The organism is Streptomyces sp. NPDC058579 (assembly GCF_042718575.1).
Classification (GTDB): domain Bacteria; phylum Actinomycetota; class Actinomycetes; order Streptomycetales; family Streptomycetaceae; genus Streptomyces.
Genome location: NZ_JBHXPI010000007.1, coordinates 14439 through 33194, shown reverse-complemented (window position 1 = coordinate 33194; position 18756 = coordinate 14439). Strand labels below are relative to the sequence as shown.

The 18756-nt window shown below is 69.8% G+C and carries 16 protein-coding genes and 1 riboswitch; of the genes, 12 read left to right on the top strand and 4 right to left on the bottom strand.

What is annotated here, in order from left to right; all coding sequences use genetic code 11:
- Positions 1–14: 14 nt before the first annotated feature.
- Together ACFWRO_RS11895 and ACFWRO_RS11890 are read left to right on the top strand one after the other, a co-directional pair.
- A complete protein-coding gene (locus ACFWRO_RS11895) occupies positions 15–230 on the top strand; it encodes an EF-hand domain-containing protein (protein ID WP_384508004.1) in 216 nt (71 codons plus the stop codon).
- Positions 231–492: 262 nt separating this feature from the next.
- Positions 493–3069, top strand: coding sequence for a DUF4332 domain-containing protein (locus tag ACFWRO_RS11890; protein ID WP_384508001.1), 2577 nt, complete (start codon positions 493–495; stop codon positions 3067–3069).
- A gap of 36 nt (positions 3070–3105) precedes the next feature.
- Here the strand turns inward: ACFWRO_RS11890 and ACFWRO_RS11885 are convergent, their stop codons facing one another.
- The 4 genes from ACFWRO_RS11885 to gcvT all read right to left on the bottom strand — a co-directional run bounded on the left by ACFWRO_RS11885 (position 3106) and on the right by gcvT (position 7509).
- A complete protein-coding gene (locus ACFWRO_RS11885; RefSeq protein ID WP_384507998.1) occupies positions 3106–4476 on the bottom strand; it encodes an L-serine ammonia-lyase in 1371 nt (456 codons plus the stop codon).
- A gap of 156 nt (positions 4477–4632) precedes the next feature.
- On the bottom strand, positions 4633–5892 hold the full coding sequence (gene glyA, locus ACFWRO_RS11880; RefSeq protein ID WP_384507996.1) for a serine hydroxymethyltransferase: 1260 nt from the start codon (positions 5890–5892) through the stop codon (positions 4633–4635).
- Between the two features lie 23 nt (positions 5893–5915).
- Positions 5916–6293, bottom strand: a complete 378-nt coding sequence (gene gcvH, locus ACFWRO_RS11875; protein ID WP_384507993.1) for a glycine cleavage system protein GcvH — start codon at positions 6291–6293, stop codon at positions 5916–5918.
- Between the two features lie 88 nt (positions 6294–6381).
- Positions 6382–7509: a glycine cleavage system aminomethyltransferase GcvT gene (gene gcvT / locus ACFWRO_RS11870; RefSeq protein WP_384507990.1), complete on the bottom strand. Its 1128-nt coding sequence runs from the start codon at positions 7507–7509 to the stop codon at positions 6382–6384.
- A 170-nt stretch (positions 7510–7679) separates the two neighbouring features.
- Positions 7680–7782: riboswitch (glycine riboswitch) on the bottom strand.
- 140 nt (positions 7783–7922) lie between these two features.
- Here gcvT and ACFWRO_RS11865 point away from each other — a divergent pair.
- The 10 genes from ACFWRO_RS11865 to ACFWRO_RS11820 all read left to right on the top strand — a co-directional run bounded on the left by ACFWRO_RS11865 (position 7923) and on the right by ACFWRO_RS11820 (position 18655).
- Positions 7923–8591: an AAA family ATPase gene (locus ACFWRO_RS11865; RefSeq protein WP_384507987.1), complete on the top strand. Its 669-nt coding sequence runs from the start codon at positions 7923–7925 to the stop codon at positions 8589–8591.
- A gap of 114 nt (positions 8592–8705) precedes the next feature.
- Positions 8706–9443, top strand: a complete 738-nt coding sequence (locus ACFWRO_RS11860) for an enhanced serine sensitivity protein SseB (RefSeq protein WP_384507984.1) — start codon at positions 8706–8708, stop codon at positions 9441–9443.
- 43 nt (positions 9444–9486) lie between these two features.
- Entirely contained in the window at positions 9487–10275 is a 789-nt protein-coding gene (locus ACFWRO_RS11855; protein WP_384507981.1) for an enhanced serine sensitivity protein SseB C-terminal domain-containing protein, read from the top strand.
- Between the two features lie 321 nt (positions 10276–10596).
- A complete protein-coding gene (locus tag ACFWRO_RS11850; protein ID WP_384507978.1) occupies positions 10597–11601 on the top strand; it encodes an ABC transporter permease in 1005 nt (334 codons plus the stop codon).
- Positions 11602–11717: 116 nt separating this feature from the next.
- Complete coding sequence (locus ACFWRO_RS11845) at positions 11718–13481, top strand: ABC transporter substrate-binding protein (protein ID WP_384507975.1); 1764 nt, start codon at positions 11718–11720, stop codon at positions 13479–13481.
- Positions 13482–13605: 124 nt separating this feature from the next.
- Positions 13606–14604 carry an ABC transporter permease gene (locus ACFWRO_RS11840; protein WP_384507972.1) on the top strand — a complete coding sequence of 333 codons (999 nt, stop codon included), beginning with the start codon at positions 13606–13608 and terminating at the stop codon, positions 14602–14604.
- Entirely contained in the window at positions 14601–15704 is a 1104-nt protein-coding gene (locus tag ACFWRO_RS11835) for an ABC transporter ATP-binding protein (RefSeq protein WP_384507969.1), read from the top strand. The genes ACFWRO_RS11840 and ACFWRO_RS11835 overlap by 4 nt, the downstream gene beginning before the upstream one ends.
- The gene (locus ACFWRO_RS11830; protein WP_384507967.1) at positions 15701–16858 is read left to right on the top strand and encodes an ABC transporter ATP-binding protein; all 1158 of its coding nucleotides are present in this window, start codon (positions 15701–15703) and stop codon (positions 16856–16858) included. Before ACFWRO_RS11835 ends, ACFWRO_RS11830 begins: the two co-directional genes overlap by 4 nt.
- Before the next feature lie 238 nt (positions 16859–17096).
- Positions 17097–17774: a trimeric intracellular cation channel family protein gene (locus ACFWRO_RS11825; protein ID WP_384507964.1), complete on the top strand. Its 678-nt coding sequence runs from the start codon at positions 17097–17099 to the stop codon at positions 17772–17774.
- Positions 17775–17797: 23 nt separating this feature from the next.
- Positions 17798–18655: a thioesterase family protein gene (locus ACFWRO_RS11820; protein ID WP_384507961.1), complete on the top strand. Its 858-nt coding sequence runs from the start codon at positions 17798–17800 to the stop codon at positions 18653–18655.
- Positions 18656–18756: the final 101 nt, after the last annotated feature.

The following is an 18756-nucleotide window of genomic DNA, read 5'->3' as shown; positions in this document are numbered from 1 at the left end:
AAGGGGCGGAAACAGTGGCGGACATCGAGTCGGCACGCACGGCGTTCGAGCGGTTCGACATGGACAAGGACGGCTTCATCACCGCCTCCGAGTACAAGAGCGTCATGGCCCAGCTGGGTGACTTCAACGTGACCGAGACGGTCGCCGAGGCGCTCATCAAGCAGCGGGACGCCAACAGCGACGGCAAGCTGTCGTGGGACGAGTTCTGGGCCCACCTCAGCAAGGCCTGACCCTCCGGGGCAGGGCGGGCGGCGTGTACTCCGTGCGGACGCACCCGAGTTGCCGCCCGCCCGTGTGCCGCTGTGCGCACGGGGCGCGGCGGCCGGCTGGGTGGTGGCTCGAATAGGAGCTGCACGCCGCGTTCGCACCGTTGACCCGGCTCTACTCCGGGTGGCCCCACCCGGACCGCGTGCCAGTGCGTGGCGTCGGACGGCGTCCTAGGGTCGGCTGCATCGAGGGCGGGGCTGTCCGATCTCTTGCGAGGTGCTGGCCATGTGGAGACCCGTCGCGCAGGCCGCTGCAGCCGGCTCGGTCATCGCCCTGGCCGTCGTCGCGCCCGCAGCAGCGGTCTCCCCGTCACCTCCGGTCGGTGTTCCAGCGGAGGAGATCTGCGCCACGGCGAAGGCGCATCGGGAAGCCGGAACGCTCGATCGGGCGAAGGCGCTCTACACCACGGTGAAGGCGGGCGACGGGGAGAGGAACTGCGCCGTCGAGGGCTTGAGGGCCGTCGCGGAGCAACGTCAACTGGCGGCGGTGTGGGTCGCCAAGGGACAGAGACTGATCCGTGTCGGAGATCTTGACGGTGCACACTTCACCTTCCGATCCGCGCTTGAGAAGGACCGGGGCAACGCAAAGGCTGCGGCGGGTATCGCGCAGGTGGCAAGGCTCAAGGAACGTCCGCACCCCACCGCATCGAGTAACTGGGATCGCTTCTACGACGACTGGGTGAAGCCTCTCGGCCGGCTGCTGCTGTTCAGCGCGGTCGCGTTGGCAGTCCTGTACGCGCTCGCCGGCCTGGCCTCGCGGGCCCTCGTGAGGGTCAATGCGGTCGTGTGGCCGACTCCTCTGCGATGGACCGTGGGTGGCGTCGGCTGCTTCCTGGTCTTCGGCGCGGGGGTGATGCTGCCGATCTTCGCCATGTTCGAGCCGTTCACCGCCGGAGGGCCGTTGATCGGATGCGCGGCCGCCGTGATCGTGGTGATCGCGCTCGTCGCGGTCGTGCTGGTCCTGGGGACGACCAGCAAGCGTCCGTACGACTGGAAGCACTGGCTGGGCCTGCTGATCTCCCTGGTTGCCGCGGTCGTTGTGGCGTGCGCGCTGCTCGTGGTCCCCCTGGGCCACGAGACACGCCTCATGGTGGACCACATCGTCCTCGCGTTCGTCGGCGTCGTGCTGACGGGGGCCGCGTTGGGGCAGAACCTGCGACTTCAGGTCGAGGTGCAGAAGGCCGACGGCGCGGTGAGCGCGGCCGCCACCGATTACCTGCTCGCCCGGATGAAGGGGCTCGGTACCGAGTCGCCGAAGGCACTCGACCGTGCCACCTCGGCGCTGACCACCACGCCCTTGAGCAAGATCACCAGTGAGGAGCTGAGCGCGTTGCCCGCCGGGAAGGTCGTGGGTGCGCTGTCCCGTCTCTTCTTCGTGCTCAGACCGGACCTCACCTGGAGGGCACGGGTCACGCTCGTGGACGACGACCGCGTCTCCATCAGCCTGTCCCGCAACGGCCGCCATGCCCAGAGTGTGGTCTTCAGCAGACCCGATCTCGGCCTGGCGGCGATCCCCGCCGGATCGGAGGAGACGGAAAGCACCGCCGCACGGGATCGTGCCTCTGCACAGATGCTCACCGGCGCTGCCGCCTTCATCCTGGTGCGGCTCAGCAAGGCGCATCGGGAACTCCAGGACGATCTGTGTGGGGCAGAGCACTGGAAGAGCGTCGCCTTGCAGGTCATCGCCCGGAGCAAGTCGCTCATCGACGAGGTCGAGGACGAGGGTGCGGAACGCGTGGGCCTGCTGAGCCGAGCGATGGATCAGGACCCCGACTTCCTGCTGGCGCGCTTCGAGTACATGTGGGCGGCCTACAAGCGCATTCCCGCGGAGAATACGGATCACGCCAGGTTCGCGAAGTCGCTCGATCAGCAGTACGTCAGTTCGGGCCTGGCGGGCAAGGGAGACGCGGCCGAGGGCTGGGCCCCGCTGCGGATCCGGGTCATGTACAGCAGTGCCACGCAATGGCTCAACGGCTATGTGGCCGGCGGCAAGAAGAACGTGACCGCGCTGCAGGAAGCAGCGCGGTCCGTCGCGGAGCTCAACCGTCTGTGCAACTTCCCCTGGAAGAGAGAGGAGCTGGCTTGGCAGGCCAAACAGATGCGGCCCTTCGCCGATAGCCTGAAGTACTGCGTCGAGGTGCTGTGCGGACGCGCCCCCCGGGCGGGCGCGGCATGGCTGCACCCCCATGAGAAGGCCTCTCCCTCACCACGGCTGACCTACGACCACGCCTGCCTGGACTGCTTTCTGGCGGACCTCCCGGGTCAGGACCGTGCGCTACGGCTGCGCGAGGCGATCGAGGACCTGGAGTTCGCACTCGCCACCGACGAAGACAAGAGCTCCGCGGTCACCGATCCCTGTTTCAGCGACCTTCGGGCCGTCGACGGGTTCAAGCGTCTGGTGGGTACCCCGCCGGCACACTTCCTGGACCTTCAGGTGTTCGCCTCGTACAAGGAGCCGCTGACGAAGGCCGGCATCACCTCCGCCTTCGACCTCGTTCGCAGGACGGGGAGCACCGCGCAGCGGGACCAGCTGGCGGCCTATCTGAAGGTCTCCCGCGTGATGGTCGACCGGCTCCGCGAGGTCGGAATGCTCGCTCAGGTCCATCGGGACCTGAGCGAGCCCGGCATGCTCCACCTGCTCATCGCAGTGGATGCCGCTTCCCCCGCGGCTCTCCGTGAAGCGGCCCGTCGGAATCCGAAGGAGCTCATCAACCGGATCCGCAGCCAGGCCTCCGAGGAGCGACTGAAACACCTACGCGGTGTGCGGCCGCCATGGCTCTGGCTCTTGGCCGCACGAAGGTGACGCTCGGATCGCCGGTCCCGCCAAGGGCCCAGACCCTCAGCACTCGATGATGTTCACCGCGAGCCCGCCCCGGGCCGTCTCCTTGTACTTGACCGACATGTCCGCGCCGGTCTCCTTCATCGTCTTGATGACCTTGTCCAGGGAGACCAGGTGGCTGCCGTCGCCGCGGAGGGCCATCTTCGCGGCCGTGACCGCCTTGACGGCCGCCATGCCGTTGCGCTCGATGCACGGGATCTGGACCAGGCCGCCGACCGGGTCGCACGTCAGGCCCAGGTTGTGTTCCATGCCGATCTCGGCCGCGTTCTCGACCTGCTCCGGGGAGCCGCCCATGACCTCCGCGAGGGCGCCGGCCGCCATCGAGCAGGCCGAGCCGACCTCGCCCTGGCAGCCGACCTCGGCGCCCGAGATCGAGGCGTTCTCCTTGAAGAGCATGCCGACCGCGCCCGCCGCCAGCATGAAGCGGACCACGCCCTCGTCGTCGGCGCCCGGCACGAAGTTCATGTAGTAGTGCAGGACCGCCGGGATGATGCCCGCCGCGCCGTTCGTCGGGGCGGTGACCACGCGGCCGCCCGCCGCGTTCTCCTCGTTCACGGCCATCGCGTAGAGCGTGATCCACTCCATCGCGAGCGCCGCCGGCTCGCCCTCGGAGCGCAGCTTGCGGGCCGTGTTCGCGGCGCGGCGGCGGACCTTCAGGCCGCCGGGCAGGATGCCCTCGCGGGACATGCCGCGCGAGACGCAGGCCTGCATGACCCGCCAGATCTCCAGGAGACCCGTGCGGATCTCCTCCTCGGTGCGCCAGGCCTTCTCGTTCTCCATCATCATCGCGGAGATCGACAGGCCGGTCTCCTTCGCGAGGCGGAGCAGCTCGTCGCCCGTGCGGAACGGGTACTTCAGGGCCGTGTCGTCCGGGATGATCGGGTCCGAGCCCGCCACCGCGTCCTCGTCGACGACGAAGCCGCCGCCGACCGAGTAGTACGTCTTCTCCAGGACCAGCGCGCCCTCCGCGTCGTACGCGAAGACCGTCATGCCGTTGGCGTGGTACGGCAGGGCCTTCCGGCGGTGCAGGATCAGGTCCTCGTCGAAGTCGAAGGGGATCTCGTGCGCGCCGAGGATGTTGATCCGGCCGCTCGACTTGATCCGCTCGAACTCCTCGTCGGCCGTCTCCACGTTCACCGTGCGGGGAGAGCTGCCCTCCAGGCCGAGCAGGACCGCCTTCGGCGTGCCGTGCCCGTGGCCGGTCGCGCCCAGCGAGCCGTACAGCTCGGCCCGTATCGACGCCGTGTGCGCGAGGAGGCCCTCGTTCTTCAGCCGGCGCGCGAACATCCGGGCCGCTCGCATCGGGCCCACCGTGTGGGAGCTGGACGGGCCGATGCCGATCGAGAACAGGTCGAAGACCGAGATGGCCACGGGGGACTCCTTGTGGGGGCTGACGCCGTTGTCTGCCGGGGTGGTGCAGAACAGAGCAGAGCAGGATGGGGAGGAACGGAGGAAAAGGGGTGGGGCACCGCTCACTTCCAGTGTGCGCGGTGCCCCGGAGCTTCGTACGAACAAAAGGGTACGAAATTACTTCAGGCCGGGGTACAGCGGGTGCTTCTCGGCCAGAGCGGTCACGCGGGCCTTGAGGGCGTCCGCGTCGAAGCCGGGCTTCAGGGTCTCCGCGATGATGTCGGCGACCTCGGTGAAGTCCTCGGTGCCGAAACCGCGGGTCGCGAGCGCCGGCGTACCGATGCGCAGGCCCGAGGTGACCATCGGCGGACGCGGGTCGTTCGGGATCGCGTTCCGGTTGACCGTGATGCCGACCTCGTGGAGACGGTCCTCGGCCTGCTGGCCGTCCAGCTCGGAGTTGCGCAGGTCCACCAGGACCAGGTGCACGTCCGTGCCGCCGGACAGGACCGAGACGCCGTGCGTGGTGACGTCGTCCTGGACCAGGCGCTCGGCGAGGATCCGGGCGCCCTCGATCGTGCGCTGCTGGCGCTCCTTGAACTCCTTCGAGGCCGCGATCTTGAACGAGACGGCCTTGGCCGCGATCACGTGCTCCAGCGGGCCGCCCTGGAAACCGGGGAAGACCGAGGAGTTCAGCTTCTTCGCGAACTCCTTCTTCGCGAGGATGATGCCGCCGCGCGGGCCGCCGAGCGTCTTGTGCGTGGTCGAGGTGACCACGTCCGCGTACTCGACCGGGTTCGGGTGCAGACCGGCCGCGACCAGGCCCGCGAAGTGGGCCATGTCGACCCACAGGTACGCCTCGACCTCGTCGGCGATCCGGCGGAACTCGGCGAAGTCCAGCTGACGCGGGTAGGCGGACCAGCCCGCGATGATCACCTTCGGGCGGTGCTCCTTGGCGAGGCGCTCGACCTCGGCCATGTCGACCAGGCCGGCCTCGTCCACGTGGTACGCGACCACGTTGAACTGCTTGCCCGAGAAGTTCAGGCGCATGCCGTGGGTCAGGTGACCGCCGTGCGCCAGGTCCAGGCCCAGGATCGTGTCGCCGGGCTGGGCGATCGCGAAGAGCGCGGCCTGGTTCGCGGAGGCGCCGGAGTGCGGCTGGACGTTGGCGTACTCGGCGCCGAACAGGTCCTTGACCCGGTCGATGGCGATCTGCTCGGCCACGTCGACGTGCTCGCAGCCGCCGTAGTAGCGGCGGCCCGGGTAGCCCTCGGCGTACTTGTTGGTGAGGACCGAGCCCTGGGCCTCCATGACCGAGACCGGAGCGAAGTTCTCCGAGGCGATCATCTCGAGGGTGGACTGCTGGCGGTGGAGCTCGGCGTCGACGGCGGCGGCGACGTCGGGGTCCAGCTCGTGGAGAGGGGTGTTCAGAAGCGACATGAATCGATCCCTACGGGTCTCGGTTAGCCGGCGGTGAAGGCGGTGTACTCGTCGGCGGAAAGCAGGTCGTCCGGCTCGCCCGCGAGGCGCACCTTGAACAGCCAGCCACCCTCGAACGGGGCGGTGTTCACCAGCGAGGGGTCGTCCACGACGTCCTGGTTGGCCTCGACGATCTCGCCGGTCACCGGGGCGTACAGGTCGCTGACGGACTTGGTGGACTCCAGCTCGCCACAGGACTCGCCCGCGGTCACCGTGTCACCGACCTCAGGGAGCTGCACGTAGACGACGTCACCGAGGGCGTTGGCCGCGTGCTCGGTGATGCCGACCGTCGCGACGCCGTCGACGACGTCCGACAGCCACTCGTGCTCCTTGCTGTAGCGGAGCTGCTGGGGGTTGCTCATGTCGTGATTCTCCTGGATCGGGGGAGTGCTGATGTACGCGGGTCTTACGGGATGAGACGAGGAGTGAGACGCGAGGGGGTGGGAAACGTCACTTCTGGCGCTTGTAGAAGGGCAGCGCCACGACCTCGTACGGCTCGTGGGTGCCGCGGATGTCCACACCTACACCCTGGGTGCCGGGCGCGGCGTGTGCCGCGTCCACGTACGCCATCGCGATCGGCTTTCCGAGCGTCGGCGACGGGGCGCCCGAGGTGACCTCGCCGATGACCTGGCCGTCCGCGACGACCGCCATCCCGGCGCGCGGGACCCGGCGGCCCTCGGCGATCAGGCCGACGAGCTTGCGCGGCGGGGCGGTCTCGGCGCGCTCGGCGGCCTTCTCCAGCGCCTCGCGGCCGACGAAGCGGCCCTCGTTCGTCGTCTTCTCGAACTTCACGACCCGGCCCAGGCCCGCGTCGAACGGGGTGAGCGAGGTCGTCAGCTCGTGCCCGTACAGCGGCATGCCCGCCTCCAGGCGGAGCGTGTCACGGCAGGACAGGCCGCAGGGGATCAGGCCGACGGGCGCGCCGGCCTCGGTCAGCGCCTTCCAGACGCCCTCGGCGTGCTCCGGCTTCAGGAACAGCTCGAAGCCGTCCTCGCCGGTGTAGCCGGTACGGGCGATCAGCGCGGGGACCCCGGCGACCGTGCCCGGGAGGCCGGCGTAGTACTTCAGACCGTCCAGGTCGGCGTCGGTGAGCGACTTCAGGATGCCGGGGGACTCGGGGCCCTGGACGGCGAGCAGGGCGTACGCGTCACGGTCGTCGCGGACCTCGGCGTCGAAGCCCCCGGCACGCGCCACGAGCGCGTCGAGGACGATCTGCGCGTTGGAGGCGTTCGCGACGACCATGTACTCCTGGTCCTGGAGCCGGTACACGATCAGGTCGTCGAGGATCCCGCCGTCCTCCTGGCAGATCATCGTGTACCGCGCCCGGCCCACGCCCACCGTGGAGATGTTGCCGACCAGCGCGTGGTCGAGCAGCTCGACGGCCTGCGGACCGGTGACGGTGATCTCGCCCATGTGGGAGAGGTCGAAGAGGCCCGCCTTGGTGCGGACGGCGATGTGCTCGTCCCGCTCGCTGGCGTAGCGCAGCGGCATGTCCCAGCCGGCGAAGTCGGTCATGGTCGCGCCCAGGGAGCGATGCAGGGCATCGAGGGCGGTCAGACGGGGGGCAGACGTGCTCATGAGGTGGCTCCCGGATCCCAAGGGCGGAAAACATGACGGGCGAGGACGTCCTCCCCATCTGTCATGGAACCTGAGAGGTTCACCGAGAGCATCTCGTCACCGAGACGTCGGCTTGCACCTTGGGTGGAGCCGCACCGGGCACGCCGGAACGGTTCGCTTTTCAGATCTGCCTCATCCACGCGGTACGGGGCCTGAGAGATTCAAGGGAGGGTCTTGCTCCTTCGGCGCCCGGGGCCCACCGTGGTGGTTCCGGGACTCTCCCGCGCGGATTCGAGCGGCCGGTATGAGGTTGTGTGCGCTTGGCGCGGACATCATTGCACGCGGTGTCCGATCGGCAAATCGCTTGTGACTGATTACCCCTTCTTTACACTTTGTGGGAAAGGGGTCCTGGGGACCCGACAGGGGGAGTGACGATGACGATCCAGCGCACCGGCGCCTACGCCACGGGCACGGGGATACCGGCCCCCCGCTCCCGCGCCCGGACCCGCAGGCGCCGCGCCGCGCCCCTGCTGCGCGACCTGCGCGAGCGCGGCGGCCGCGGCCCCCGGACGCTCGCCTTCGCCGCGGGGGACCTCGTGGTGGTCTCCGGGCTGCCCGGAAGCGGCAAGTCCACCCTGATGCGGCGCGCCGCCGACGGCCTCGGCATCGACTCCCAGGATGCCCGCGAGCGCTGGGAGGCCCGGCTGCCCGCCTTCCTGCCGTACGCGGTCTACCGCCCGCTGGCCCGGGTCGCGCACTACGCCGGGCTCTGGCGCGCGCTGCGCTCCGGGCGGAGCGTCGTCGTCCACGACTGCGGCACCCAGTCCTGGGTGCGGAACTGGCTGGCCCGCGAGGCCCGCCGCCGCGGCAGCGCCCTCCACCTGGTCCTGCTCGACGTCACGCCCGACACCGCCCGCGCCGGCCAGCGCGAGCGCGGCCGGGGCGTCTCGGGGTACGCCTTCGCCCGGCACCGCCGGGCCGTCGGCCGGCTCCTCGGCTCGGTCGAGTCGGGCCGGCTGCCCCGGGGCTGCGCCTCGGCGACCCTGCTCGACCGGGACGCCGCCGGCGCCCTGCGAACCATCGCCTTCCGCTCCGTCCACTGAGCGCTTTTGGCCACGGGCGTGCCAGGGCGGCGTTAGGGTTCTGCCCCGAGGGCGTCGTGACCAGGACGCGTGAGACGCGTGATCAGGACGCGTGGGACAGGGGAAGCGGGAACCGTGGACGTTACGTGGCCGGGCAACGAGCTCGAAGAGGTCCTCGCGGCCTCGCTCGGCAACCCCTCCGCCGGAGGCCGCCTCGTCGAGGTCCTCGGCCGGAGCCCCGTCTGGGTGCCGCTGCCCAACGGCGGCAGCCCCGAGAGCCGCGACCTCGACCTGCCCACGATGGAGATCGACGGACTCCCGTACGTCCCTGTCTTCAGCTCCGAGCAGCAGTTCCTGGCCTGCGTCGGCAGCCACATGTCGTTCACCGTCGCCCCCGCCCGCGACTTCGCCCGCGGCCTGCCCCCGCAGCTCGGCATCGCCGTGAACCCCGGCGGCACCGTCGGCGCCCCGCTGCCCCCGCCCGCCGTCGCCGAGCTCTGCCGGACCGGCCGCACCCCGCTGGACGGCCCCGCGAGCGGCGGCCGGGTCCGGCTCTTCGAGCCCGACTGGCAGGACGACCCCGTCGACTTCCTCTCCGCCGCGGCCGCCGAGTTCGAGGCCACCGGAGTCGTCCTCTCCGCCCGCCGCGCCCTGGCCAGCGTCGAGGGCACCGAACCGGCCCTCTTCGTCGGCGTCGAGCTCGTCACCTGGGACGGCGTCGACCGGAACGCCCCGCTGGACGCCCTCGGCCGCGCGCTGGGCCGGATCGAGGTGGCCTGGCCGGTCAACCTCATCCTGCTCGACGTCGCGCGGGACCCGGTCGGCGACTGGATGCTGGAGCGGGTGCGCCCCTTCTACCAGCGGGCCTCCTGATAACTAAGCTGATGGGGTCTACGGAAGAGGGGCGGAGAACAGCGTGAGCGCGTCAGGCACCGCGGCGGCCGGTCAGGTCGAGCACATGCTGCGCCAGGTCACACCCGGACGCTACGAGGCGTACGAGGACCTGCTGCGCGCCCTCGCCGACGGCGGCGTCTGGATGCTGCTCTGGCAGGGCACGCCCGGCTCGACCGACGCCCAGTACGGAAACATCGAGGCCGACGGCTTCGGGTACGCCCCGTGCGTCACCTCCGCCCACGAGCTCGCCGCCTCCGGCTGGAACCGCGCCCACGAGGTCGTGACAGGCCGCGAGATCGCCGGCGCGCTCTTCCCCGACCGGGTGGGCCTCTGGCTCAACCCGCACGACCAGAACGGCGGCGTCGGCATCCCCTGGGCCGACCTGCGCCGGATCGCCACCGGTCTCGACCGGATGCCCGCCGGACCGCTCAGGCTCTCCGAACCCGCTCTGGAGATCCCGCAGTTCTACGCCCTGCTGACCCAGAACGCCCATCGCACCCCGGCCGTACGGGCGCTGCGCCGGGCCTGGGTGCAGCCCGCGCTCGGCACCCCGTACCTCGCCATCGGTCTCGACCTGTACGACACCTCCGCCGCCTCGGTCGAGTCGGTGCGCGCGATGATGCGCCAGTCGGTCTCCGCCGTCCCCGACGGCCTGCCCGTCTCGACGGTCGCCATGTCGGACGCGTACGACCCCGTCGCGATGTGGCTGCGCGCCAACGCGCGGCCGTTCTACGACCGCGACGCGCACGCGGCGCCCGCTCCGCCCGCCCCCGGCTACGGCTACCCGCCGGCTGTACCGCGTACGTACTGATACGTCCGTCCGGCGACCCGTATGTCACCCCAATTCACCCCTGTCACGTGGGTGTTGGGATGCATGTCCGTTCTGGCCGAATAGTGGGCGAGATGGTCCGCTGGCACGATCACAGCGTCCGGATAACGGAAGGCAACGAACCGCATCACGGTTGAGCAAACATTCACCGTGAGGTCTGGCGGGTGATCGCGACCACATTGAAGACTCCCCGGAACACCGGGCGTTCGGCCTCCTGGCCAAAGCCCCGCAGTTGTTCCACCAAGCCGCTACCCGCGGCGGGCAAGGGCCGGCTACCGGCGGCCGAGAGGGGTCCTCACCACGATGACGGCACCACTGCACGAGACGAGTGCGGCCGAGTCGACCGCCACCGTCGATGCCGTGCCCCCAGCGCCGCCCGGCAAAACGATCGAGGGCCGTTCCCCCTGGCAGATCGCCTGGACCCGGCTCAAGCGCGACAAGCTCGCGCTGGCCGGCGGCGCGATCGTGGTCTTCCTGGTCGTCGTCGCGGTTCTCGCGCCCGTCATCGTGGGTCTGCTCGGCCACCCGCCGGACGAGTTCCACGAGGACCAGATCGACCCGCTCTTCGGCACCCCGATCGGCCCCTACGGCGGCATCACCTCCGACTTCCTGCTCGGCGTCGAGCCGGTCAACGGCCGTGACGTCTTCAGCCGGATCGTCTACGGGGCCCGGATCTCGCTGCTCGTCGCCTTCCTCGCGGCGATGTTCGCGGTCGTCCTCGGCACGATCCTCGGCGTCGTCGCCGGCTACTTCGGCGGCTGGGTCGACGCGGCGCTCAGCCGCGTCATGGACGTCATGCTCGCCTTCCCGCAGCTGCTCTTCACCATCGCCCTGGTCTCCGTGCTCCCCAACGATCTGCTCGGTTTCTCCGGTTCGGGGGTCCGCATCGGCGCGCTGGTGATCGTGATCGGCTTCTTCGGCTGGCCCTACGTCGGCCGGATCGTCCGCGGCCAGACCCTCTCGCTGCGCAACCGCGAGTACGTGGAGGCCGCCCGCTCGCTCGGCGCCGGCCGGCTCTACATCCTGCGCCGGGAGCTGCTGCCCAACCTGGTCGCCCCGATCATGGTCTACGCGACGCTCATGATCCCCACCAACATCCTCACCGAAGCGGCCCTGAGCTTCCTCGGCGCGGGTGTGAAGCCGCCCACCGCTTCCTGGGGCCAGATGCTGTCGACGGCCATCTCCACCTATGAGTCGGACCCCCTGTTCATGGTGATCCCCGGCCTCGCGATCTTCATCACCGTTCTGGCGTTCAACCTCTTCGGCGACGGCGTGCGTGACGCGCTCGACCCGAAGGCAGCTCGCTGACCGCCCGCTGACCGCCCGCACGCCCGTACAGACCCGCCCCTGCCGCTGTTGACAGGAGGCAATCAACACCGGCGGACCGCCGTAGCGGCCGCCACTATTCCGGAGGTTGCGAGACCATGACTCTGAACAGCTCTTCGCGGCGCAGAATCGCCGCCGGCGCGCTCCTCGCCGCGGCCACGATGGTCGTCACCACCGCGTGTGGCGGCGGCACCGGCGACGGCAAGAGCAAGACCGGCGCACCCGGCTTCAACGCCGCGGTGAACAAGGTCGCCAACCCCTCCGACAAGAAGGGCGGCGAGCTGAAGTTCATCGGTTCGCAGGAGGCCGACTCGTGGGACCCGCAGCGCGGCTACTACGGCTTCGTGTGGGACTTCGCCCGCTACTACACGCGCCAGCTGGTCAGCTTCAAGGCCGAGCCGGGCGCCGCCTCCACCGAGCTGGTGTCCGACCTCGCCACCGACACCGGCAAGGTCTCGGAGGACGGCCTCACCTACACCTTCACGCTGAAGGACGGGGTGACCTGGGAGGACGGCAAGCCGATCACCTCCAAGGACATCAAGTACGGCATCGAGCGCATCTGGGCGCAGGACGTCATCTCCGGCGGCCCGATCTACCTCCAGCAGGTCCTCGACCCCAAGGGCGAGTACAAGGGTCCCTACAAGGACACCACCCCGGACAAGCTCGGCCTGAAGGCGATCGAGACCCCGGACGACAAGACCATCATCTTCAAGCTGCCGGTCGCCAACGGTGACTTCCTGCAGATGCTGGCCATGCCCGCCGCCTCCCCGGTCCGCCAGGACAAGGACACCAAGGCCCAGTACGGCCTGAAGCCCTTCTCCTCCGGCCCGTACAAGTGGCAGTCGTACACCCCCAACAAGTCGATGCTGCTCGTCCGCAACGACAAGTGGGACGCCAAGACGGACACCATCCGCAAGGCGCTGCCGGACAAGATCAGCGTCAAGTTCACCACCAACGCCGACGACATGGACAACCGTCTCGTCGAGGGCGAGTACGACCTCGACCTCAACGCCACGGGTGTCGGCGCCGCGGCCCGCGCCAAGGTGCTCCAGCAGCACAAGGAGAACGCGGACAACCCGCAGACCGGCTTCATCCGCTACGCGGTCTTCCCGCAGACGGTCATCGACAACGTCGAGTGCCGCAAGGCGATCATCTACGCGGCCGACTCCAAGTCCCTGCAGACCGCCCGTGGTGGCCCGCAGGCCGGTGGCGACATCGCCTCCAACATGCTGCCGCCGGCGATCAAGGGTGCCGACCCGAAGGCCGACCCGTACGGCAAGCTGGCCGGCAAGGCGGACGTGGCCAAGGCCAAGGAGGCCCTGGCCAAGTGCGGCAAGCCGAACGGCTTCAAGACCACGATCGCGGTCCGCAACAACAAGAAGATCGAGATCGCGACCGCCGAGTCCCTCCAGCAGTCGCTGAAGGCCGTCGGCATCGACGCCCAGATCGACCAGTTCGACGGCGCCCAGACCTCGGGCATCATCGGTTCGCCGAAGGTGGTCAAGGAGAAGGGCTACGGCATCATCATCATGGGCTGGGGCGCCGACTTCCCGTCGGGCCAGGGCTTCCTGCAGCCGCTGGTCGACGGCCGCTTCATCCTCCAGAGCGGTAACAACAACTTCTCGGAGCTGAACGACCCGGCCGTCAACGGCCTGTTCGACCAGGCGCTGAAGGAGACCGACCCGGTCAAGGCCGGCGAGCTCTACAAGCAGATCAACACCAAGGTCTCCGACGCCGCGGTCTACCTGCCCTTCACGCACGAGAAGAACATCATCTGGCGCTCCTCGCGACTGACCAACGTCTACACGGCCGACGCCTACAACGGCCGTTACGACTACTCGTCGCTCGGCGTCGTGAAGTAACCGAGAGTCAATCCACCCGCTCCAACGGCGCACCACCCGCCGCTAGGTCCGAAGGGCAGGTGATGGCCGCGCACGGCGGCCGGGGGACCCGATCGGGATCCCCGGCCGCCGGTCGGCCGACCGCATGCTTGCATATCTCGTCCGACGGCTGTTCGCCGTCGCAGTGATGCTGATGGTCGTCACCCTGACGACGCTCAGCATCTTCTTCCTCATCCCCAAGATGACCGGCAGCGACCCTGCCGCGATGTTCGTCGGCAAGCAGGCGGATCCGGCTTCCATCGAAGCTGTCCGGCAGAAGCTGGGCCTGGACGAGCCGATCCTGGTGCAGTTCTGGCACTTCGTCTCCGGCATCTTCGTCGGACGTGACTACACCGGCGGTGGCAGCACCATCCACTGCGAGGCACCCTGCTTCGGCTACTCGTTCCGTACCGAGCAGGACGTCTCGACGATGCTGGTCGACGCGTTCCCCGTGACCCTCTCCATGGTCGTCGGAGCCGCCGCGCTGTGGCTGCTCATGGGCGTCACCACGGGCGTGATCTCCGCGCTCAAGCGGGGCACGGTCGTCGACCGGACCGCGATGATCACCGCGCTCGCCGGTGTCTCGCTCCCCATCTTCTTCACCGGCATGCTGTCGATGTTCGTCTTCCGCACCCAACTGGGCTGGCTCAACGCCTCGTACACGCCCATCAGCGAGTCCTTCGGCAGCTGGTTCGGCGGACTGCTGCTGCCCTGGGTCACCCTCGCGTTCCTGTACGCGGCGATGTACGCGCGGCTCACCCGCGCCACCATGCTGGAGGTCCTCGGCGAGGACTACATCCGTACGGCACGGGCCAAGGGCCTTCCGGAGCGGGTCGTGCTCGGCAAGCACGCCATGCGCTCCACGATGACCCCCATCCTGACCATCTTCGGCATGGACCTCGGTGCTCTCGTCGGCGGCGCGATCCTGACCGAGAGCACCTTCAACCTCCAGGGCCTCGGCTGGATGGCCATCAAGGGAGTGACCGAGCGCGACCTGCCGCTGATTCTGGCGGTCACGCTCATCACAGCGACCTGTGTCGTCATCGCCAACCTCGTGGTGGACCTTCTGTACGCGGTGATCGACCCCCGAGTGAGGCTCGCATGACGGACAAGCTGACCAAGACCGGCGCGGCCCTGGGTGAACCGGTCGCCGCTTCGAACGCCCCGTCCGACGCCTTCCTCGACGTCCGCGACCTGAAGATCCACTTCCCGACCGACGACGGCCTGGTCAAGTCCGTCGACGGGCTCAGCTTCCAGCTGGAGAAGGGCAAGACCCTCGGCATCGTGGGCGAGTCCGGCTCCGGCAAGTCCGTGACCTCGCTCGGCATCATGGGCCTGCACACCGTCGGCCAGTACGGCCGGCAGAAGGCCCGGATCTCCGGCGAGATCTGGCTGAACGGCCGCGAGCTGCTCACGGCCGACCCCGAAGAGGTCCGCAAGCTGCGCGGCCGCGACATGGCGATGATCTTCCAGGACCCGCTGTCCGCGATGCACCCGTACTACACGGTCGGCGCGCAGATCGCGGAGGCGTACCGGGTCCACCACCCGGTCGACAAGAAGACCGCCCGCAAGCGGGCCGTCGAACTCCTCGACCGGGTCGGCATCCCCGAGCCGGCCAAGCGCTTCTCGAACTACCCGCACGAGTTCTCCGGCGGCATGCGTCAGCGCGCGATGATCGCGATGGCGCTGGTCAACAACCCCGAACTGCTCATCGCCGACGAGCCGACCACGGCGCTCGACGTCACGGTCCAGGCGCAGATCCTGGACCTGATCCGGGACCTGCAGAAGGAGTTCGGCTCCGCGGTCGTCATCATCACGCACGACCTCGGCGTCGTCGCCGAGGTCGCCGACGACATCCTCGTGATGTACGGCGGCCGCTGCGTGGAGCGCGGACCGGCCGAGGCGGTCTTCTACGAGCCGCAGCACCCCTACACCTGGGGCCTGCTCGGCTCGATGCCGCGGATCGACCGGGAGCAGACCGAGCGGCTCATCCCCGTGAAGGGCAACCCGCCCAGCCTGATCAACGTCCCCAGCGGCTGCGCCTTCAACCCGCGCTGCCCGTACGCGGACGTGCCCAAGGGCGGCATCACGCGCACCGAGCGCCCCGATCTGAAGGAGACGGGCAGCCGCCACCACTCCGCGTGCCACCTGCCGCGCGAGGAGCGGACCCGGATCTGGACCGAAGAGATTGCGCCGAAGCTGTGAGCGACAACGCTGTGAGCGGCAACGCCGTGAGCGACAAGAAGAGCACTGAGCCCCTGCTCAAGGTCAACGGCCTGGTGAAGCACTTCCCGATCAAGAAGGGGCTGCTGCAGCGCCAGGTCGGGGCGGTCAAGGCGGTCGACGGCATCGACTTCGAGGTCTACCCGGGCGAGACGCTGGGCGTCGTCGGCGAGTCGGGCTGCGGCAAGTCGACGATGGGCCGGCTGATCACGCGGCTGCTCGAACCGACGGGCGGCACGGTCGAGTTCGGGGGCGTGGACGTCTCGCACCTCGGCGTGGCCAAGATGCGTCCGCTGCGCCGCGACATCCAGATGATCTTCCAGGACCCGTACGGCTCGCTGAACCCGCGGCACACGGTCGGCTCGATCGTCTCGGCGCCGTTCAAGCTCCAGGGCGTGGAGCCCGAGGGCGGGGTCAAGAAGGAGGTCCAGCGCCTGCTCGGCCTGGTCGGCCTGAACCCGGAGCACTACAACCGCTACCCGCACGAGTTCTCGGGCGGCCAGCGCCAGCGCATCGGCATCGCGCGGGCGCTCGCCCTCAAGCCCAAGCTGGTCGTCGCGGACGAGCCGGTCTCGGCGCTCGACGTGTCGATCCAGGCGCAGGTGGTGAACCTCCTGGACGACCTCCAGGAGGAGCTGGGTCTGACGTACGTGATCATCGCCCACGACCTGTCGGTGATCCGGCACGTCTCGGACCGGATCGCGGTCATGTACCTGGGCAAGATCGTGGAGCTGGCGGACCGCAAGTCGCTGTACGAGTCCCCGATGCACCCGTACACCCGCGCCCTGATGTCGGCGGTCCCGATCCCGGACCCCCGCCGCAAGGGCGCGAAGAGCGACCGCATCCTGCTCACCGGCGACGTCCCGTCCCCGATCGCCCCGCCGCCGGGCTGCCGCTTCCACACCCGGTGCTGGAAGGCGACGGACCTCTGCAAGACGGTCGAGCCCCCGCTCGTGGAACTCCGCCCGGGCCAGCGCGTCGCCTGCCACCACCCGGAGAACGCGGAGGGCGTGACGGTCCCGACGGCGCGCGAGTCGGTGGAGGTCACGATCACCAAGCGCGCCCCGGAACCGACTCCGGAGCCGACCCCGGCCCCCGAGGCGGAACCCGCCGAGGGCGACGACCCGAAGGCGTAACACCCGACGAGGCCCCCGCCGCCCCACGGCAGCGGGGGTCTCGCGCATGCCGGGCGGGCCCGACAGGCGGCCGAACCCTGCGGCGCGAAGCTGCCGCAGCACGGGGGTTCGGGGGCGGAGCCCCCGGTCCCGTCAGGGTTTCGGGAAGGGGCGGGGTGGGGGAACTCACCCCGTCCCCCCACCCGCACCCGGCCGCCGTGCCCGTCAGGGCCCCGCCGCACCCGTCACAATGGTCGCCGTGGTTCACGATCTGTTCAGTCCCGACGTACAGCACGCCCTCGATCTCGTCGGCATCTTCGTCTTCGCCATCTCCGGCGCCCTCCTCGCCGTCCGCAAGAACTTCGACGTCTTCGGCATCGCCGTCCTCGCCGAGGTCACGGCCCTCGGCGGCGGCCTGCTCCGCGACATCGTCATCGGCGCCGTACCCCCCGCCGCCTTCACCGATCTCGGCTACTTCCTCATGCCGCTCGTCGCCACCGTGCTGGTCTTCTTCCTGCACCCCGAGGTCGAGCGCACCCAGACCGCCGTCAACGTCTTCGACGCCGCAGGCCTCGGCCTCTTCGCCGTCACCGGCACCATCAAGGCGTACGAGTACGGCCTCGGCCTCACCTCCTCCGCCGCCCTGGGCCTCGCGACCGCCGTCGGCGGCGGTGTCCTGCGCGACGTGCTCGCCAACGAGGTGCCCTCGCTGCTCCGCTGGGACCGCGACCTCTACGCCGTGCCCGCCATCGTCGGCGCCACGATGGTCGTGCTCTGCATCCGCTTCGAGGCCCTCAACGCGTACACCAGCGGTGCCGCCGTCCTCACCGCCTTCGTGATGCGGCTGCTCGCCATGCGCTACCACTGGCGCGCGCCCCGCGCCTGGAACCGCCGGTCCTCCGCCCGCGAGGAGCCAGAAAAAGCTACCGCTCAGTAGCCTCCTGCGGTACCGTCGGAACCATGAGCACGAGCATCGAGACGATGGCGGAGACGACGACGGTCAGCGAGTTCGACCGCGACACCGCCGTCACCCTCCGCGCCCCCGGCGTCTATGACGCCGACCTCTCCGCCGGCTGGACGATCATCAGCGCCGTCAACGGCGGCTACCTCCTCGCCCTGCTCGGCCGCGCCCTCGGCGACCACCTCCCGCACCCGGACCCGTTCACGATCTCGGCGCACTACCTCACGCCGTCCGTGCCGGGCCCGGCGGTGATCCGCACCGAGACCGTCCGCACCGGCCGCACCCTCTCCACCGGCCAGGCGTCCCTCTTCCAGTACGCCGAGGACGGCACCGAGGTCGAGCGCATCCGGGTCCTCGCCTCCTACGGCGACCTCGACGCGCTCACCGACGAGGTCCGCACCACCGCCACGCCGCCCGCCTTCGCCCCCATCGAGCAGTGCTTCGGCGCCTCCGACGGCCCCCGGCCGCCGATCCCCGGCTCCAGCGCCATCACCGACCGCCTCGCCCTCAAGCTCGACCCGGCCACCGTCGGCTGGGCGATCGGCGCGCCCTCCGGCAAGGGCGAGATGCGCGCGTGGTTCGGCCTCGCCGACGGCCGCGAGCCCGACGCGCTCTCCCTGCTCCTCACCGTCGACGCGCTCCCGCCGACCTCCTTCGAGCTGGGCCTCAAGGGCTGGACCCCGACCGTCGAACTGACGACCCACGTCCGCTGCCGCCCGGCCCCGGGCCCGCTGCGGGTCGCCATCACCACCCGTAACCTCGCCGGCGGCTTCCTGGAGGAGGACGCCGAGGTCTGGGACAGCGCGGACCGCCTGGTGGCCCAGTCCCGCCAACTGGCCCGCGCTCCGCGCGGCTAAGGCCTGTTCGGCGGGTCAGAGACCCGTGGGGATCCGGGATGCGGAGGCGTGCGGTGGTGGCGTAGGCAGGCCAGGCGGCAGAGGTGCGCGCGCGCCCTCGT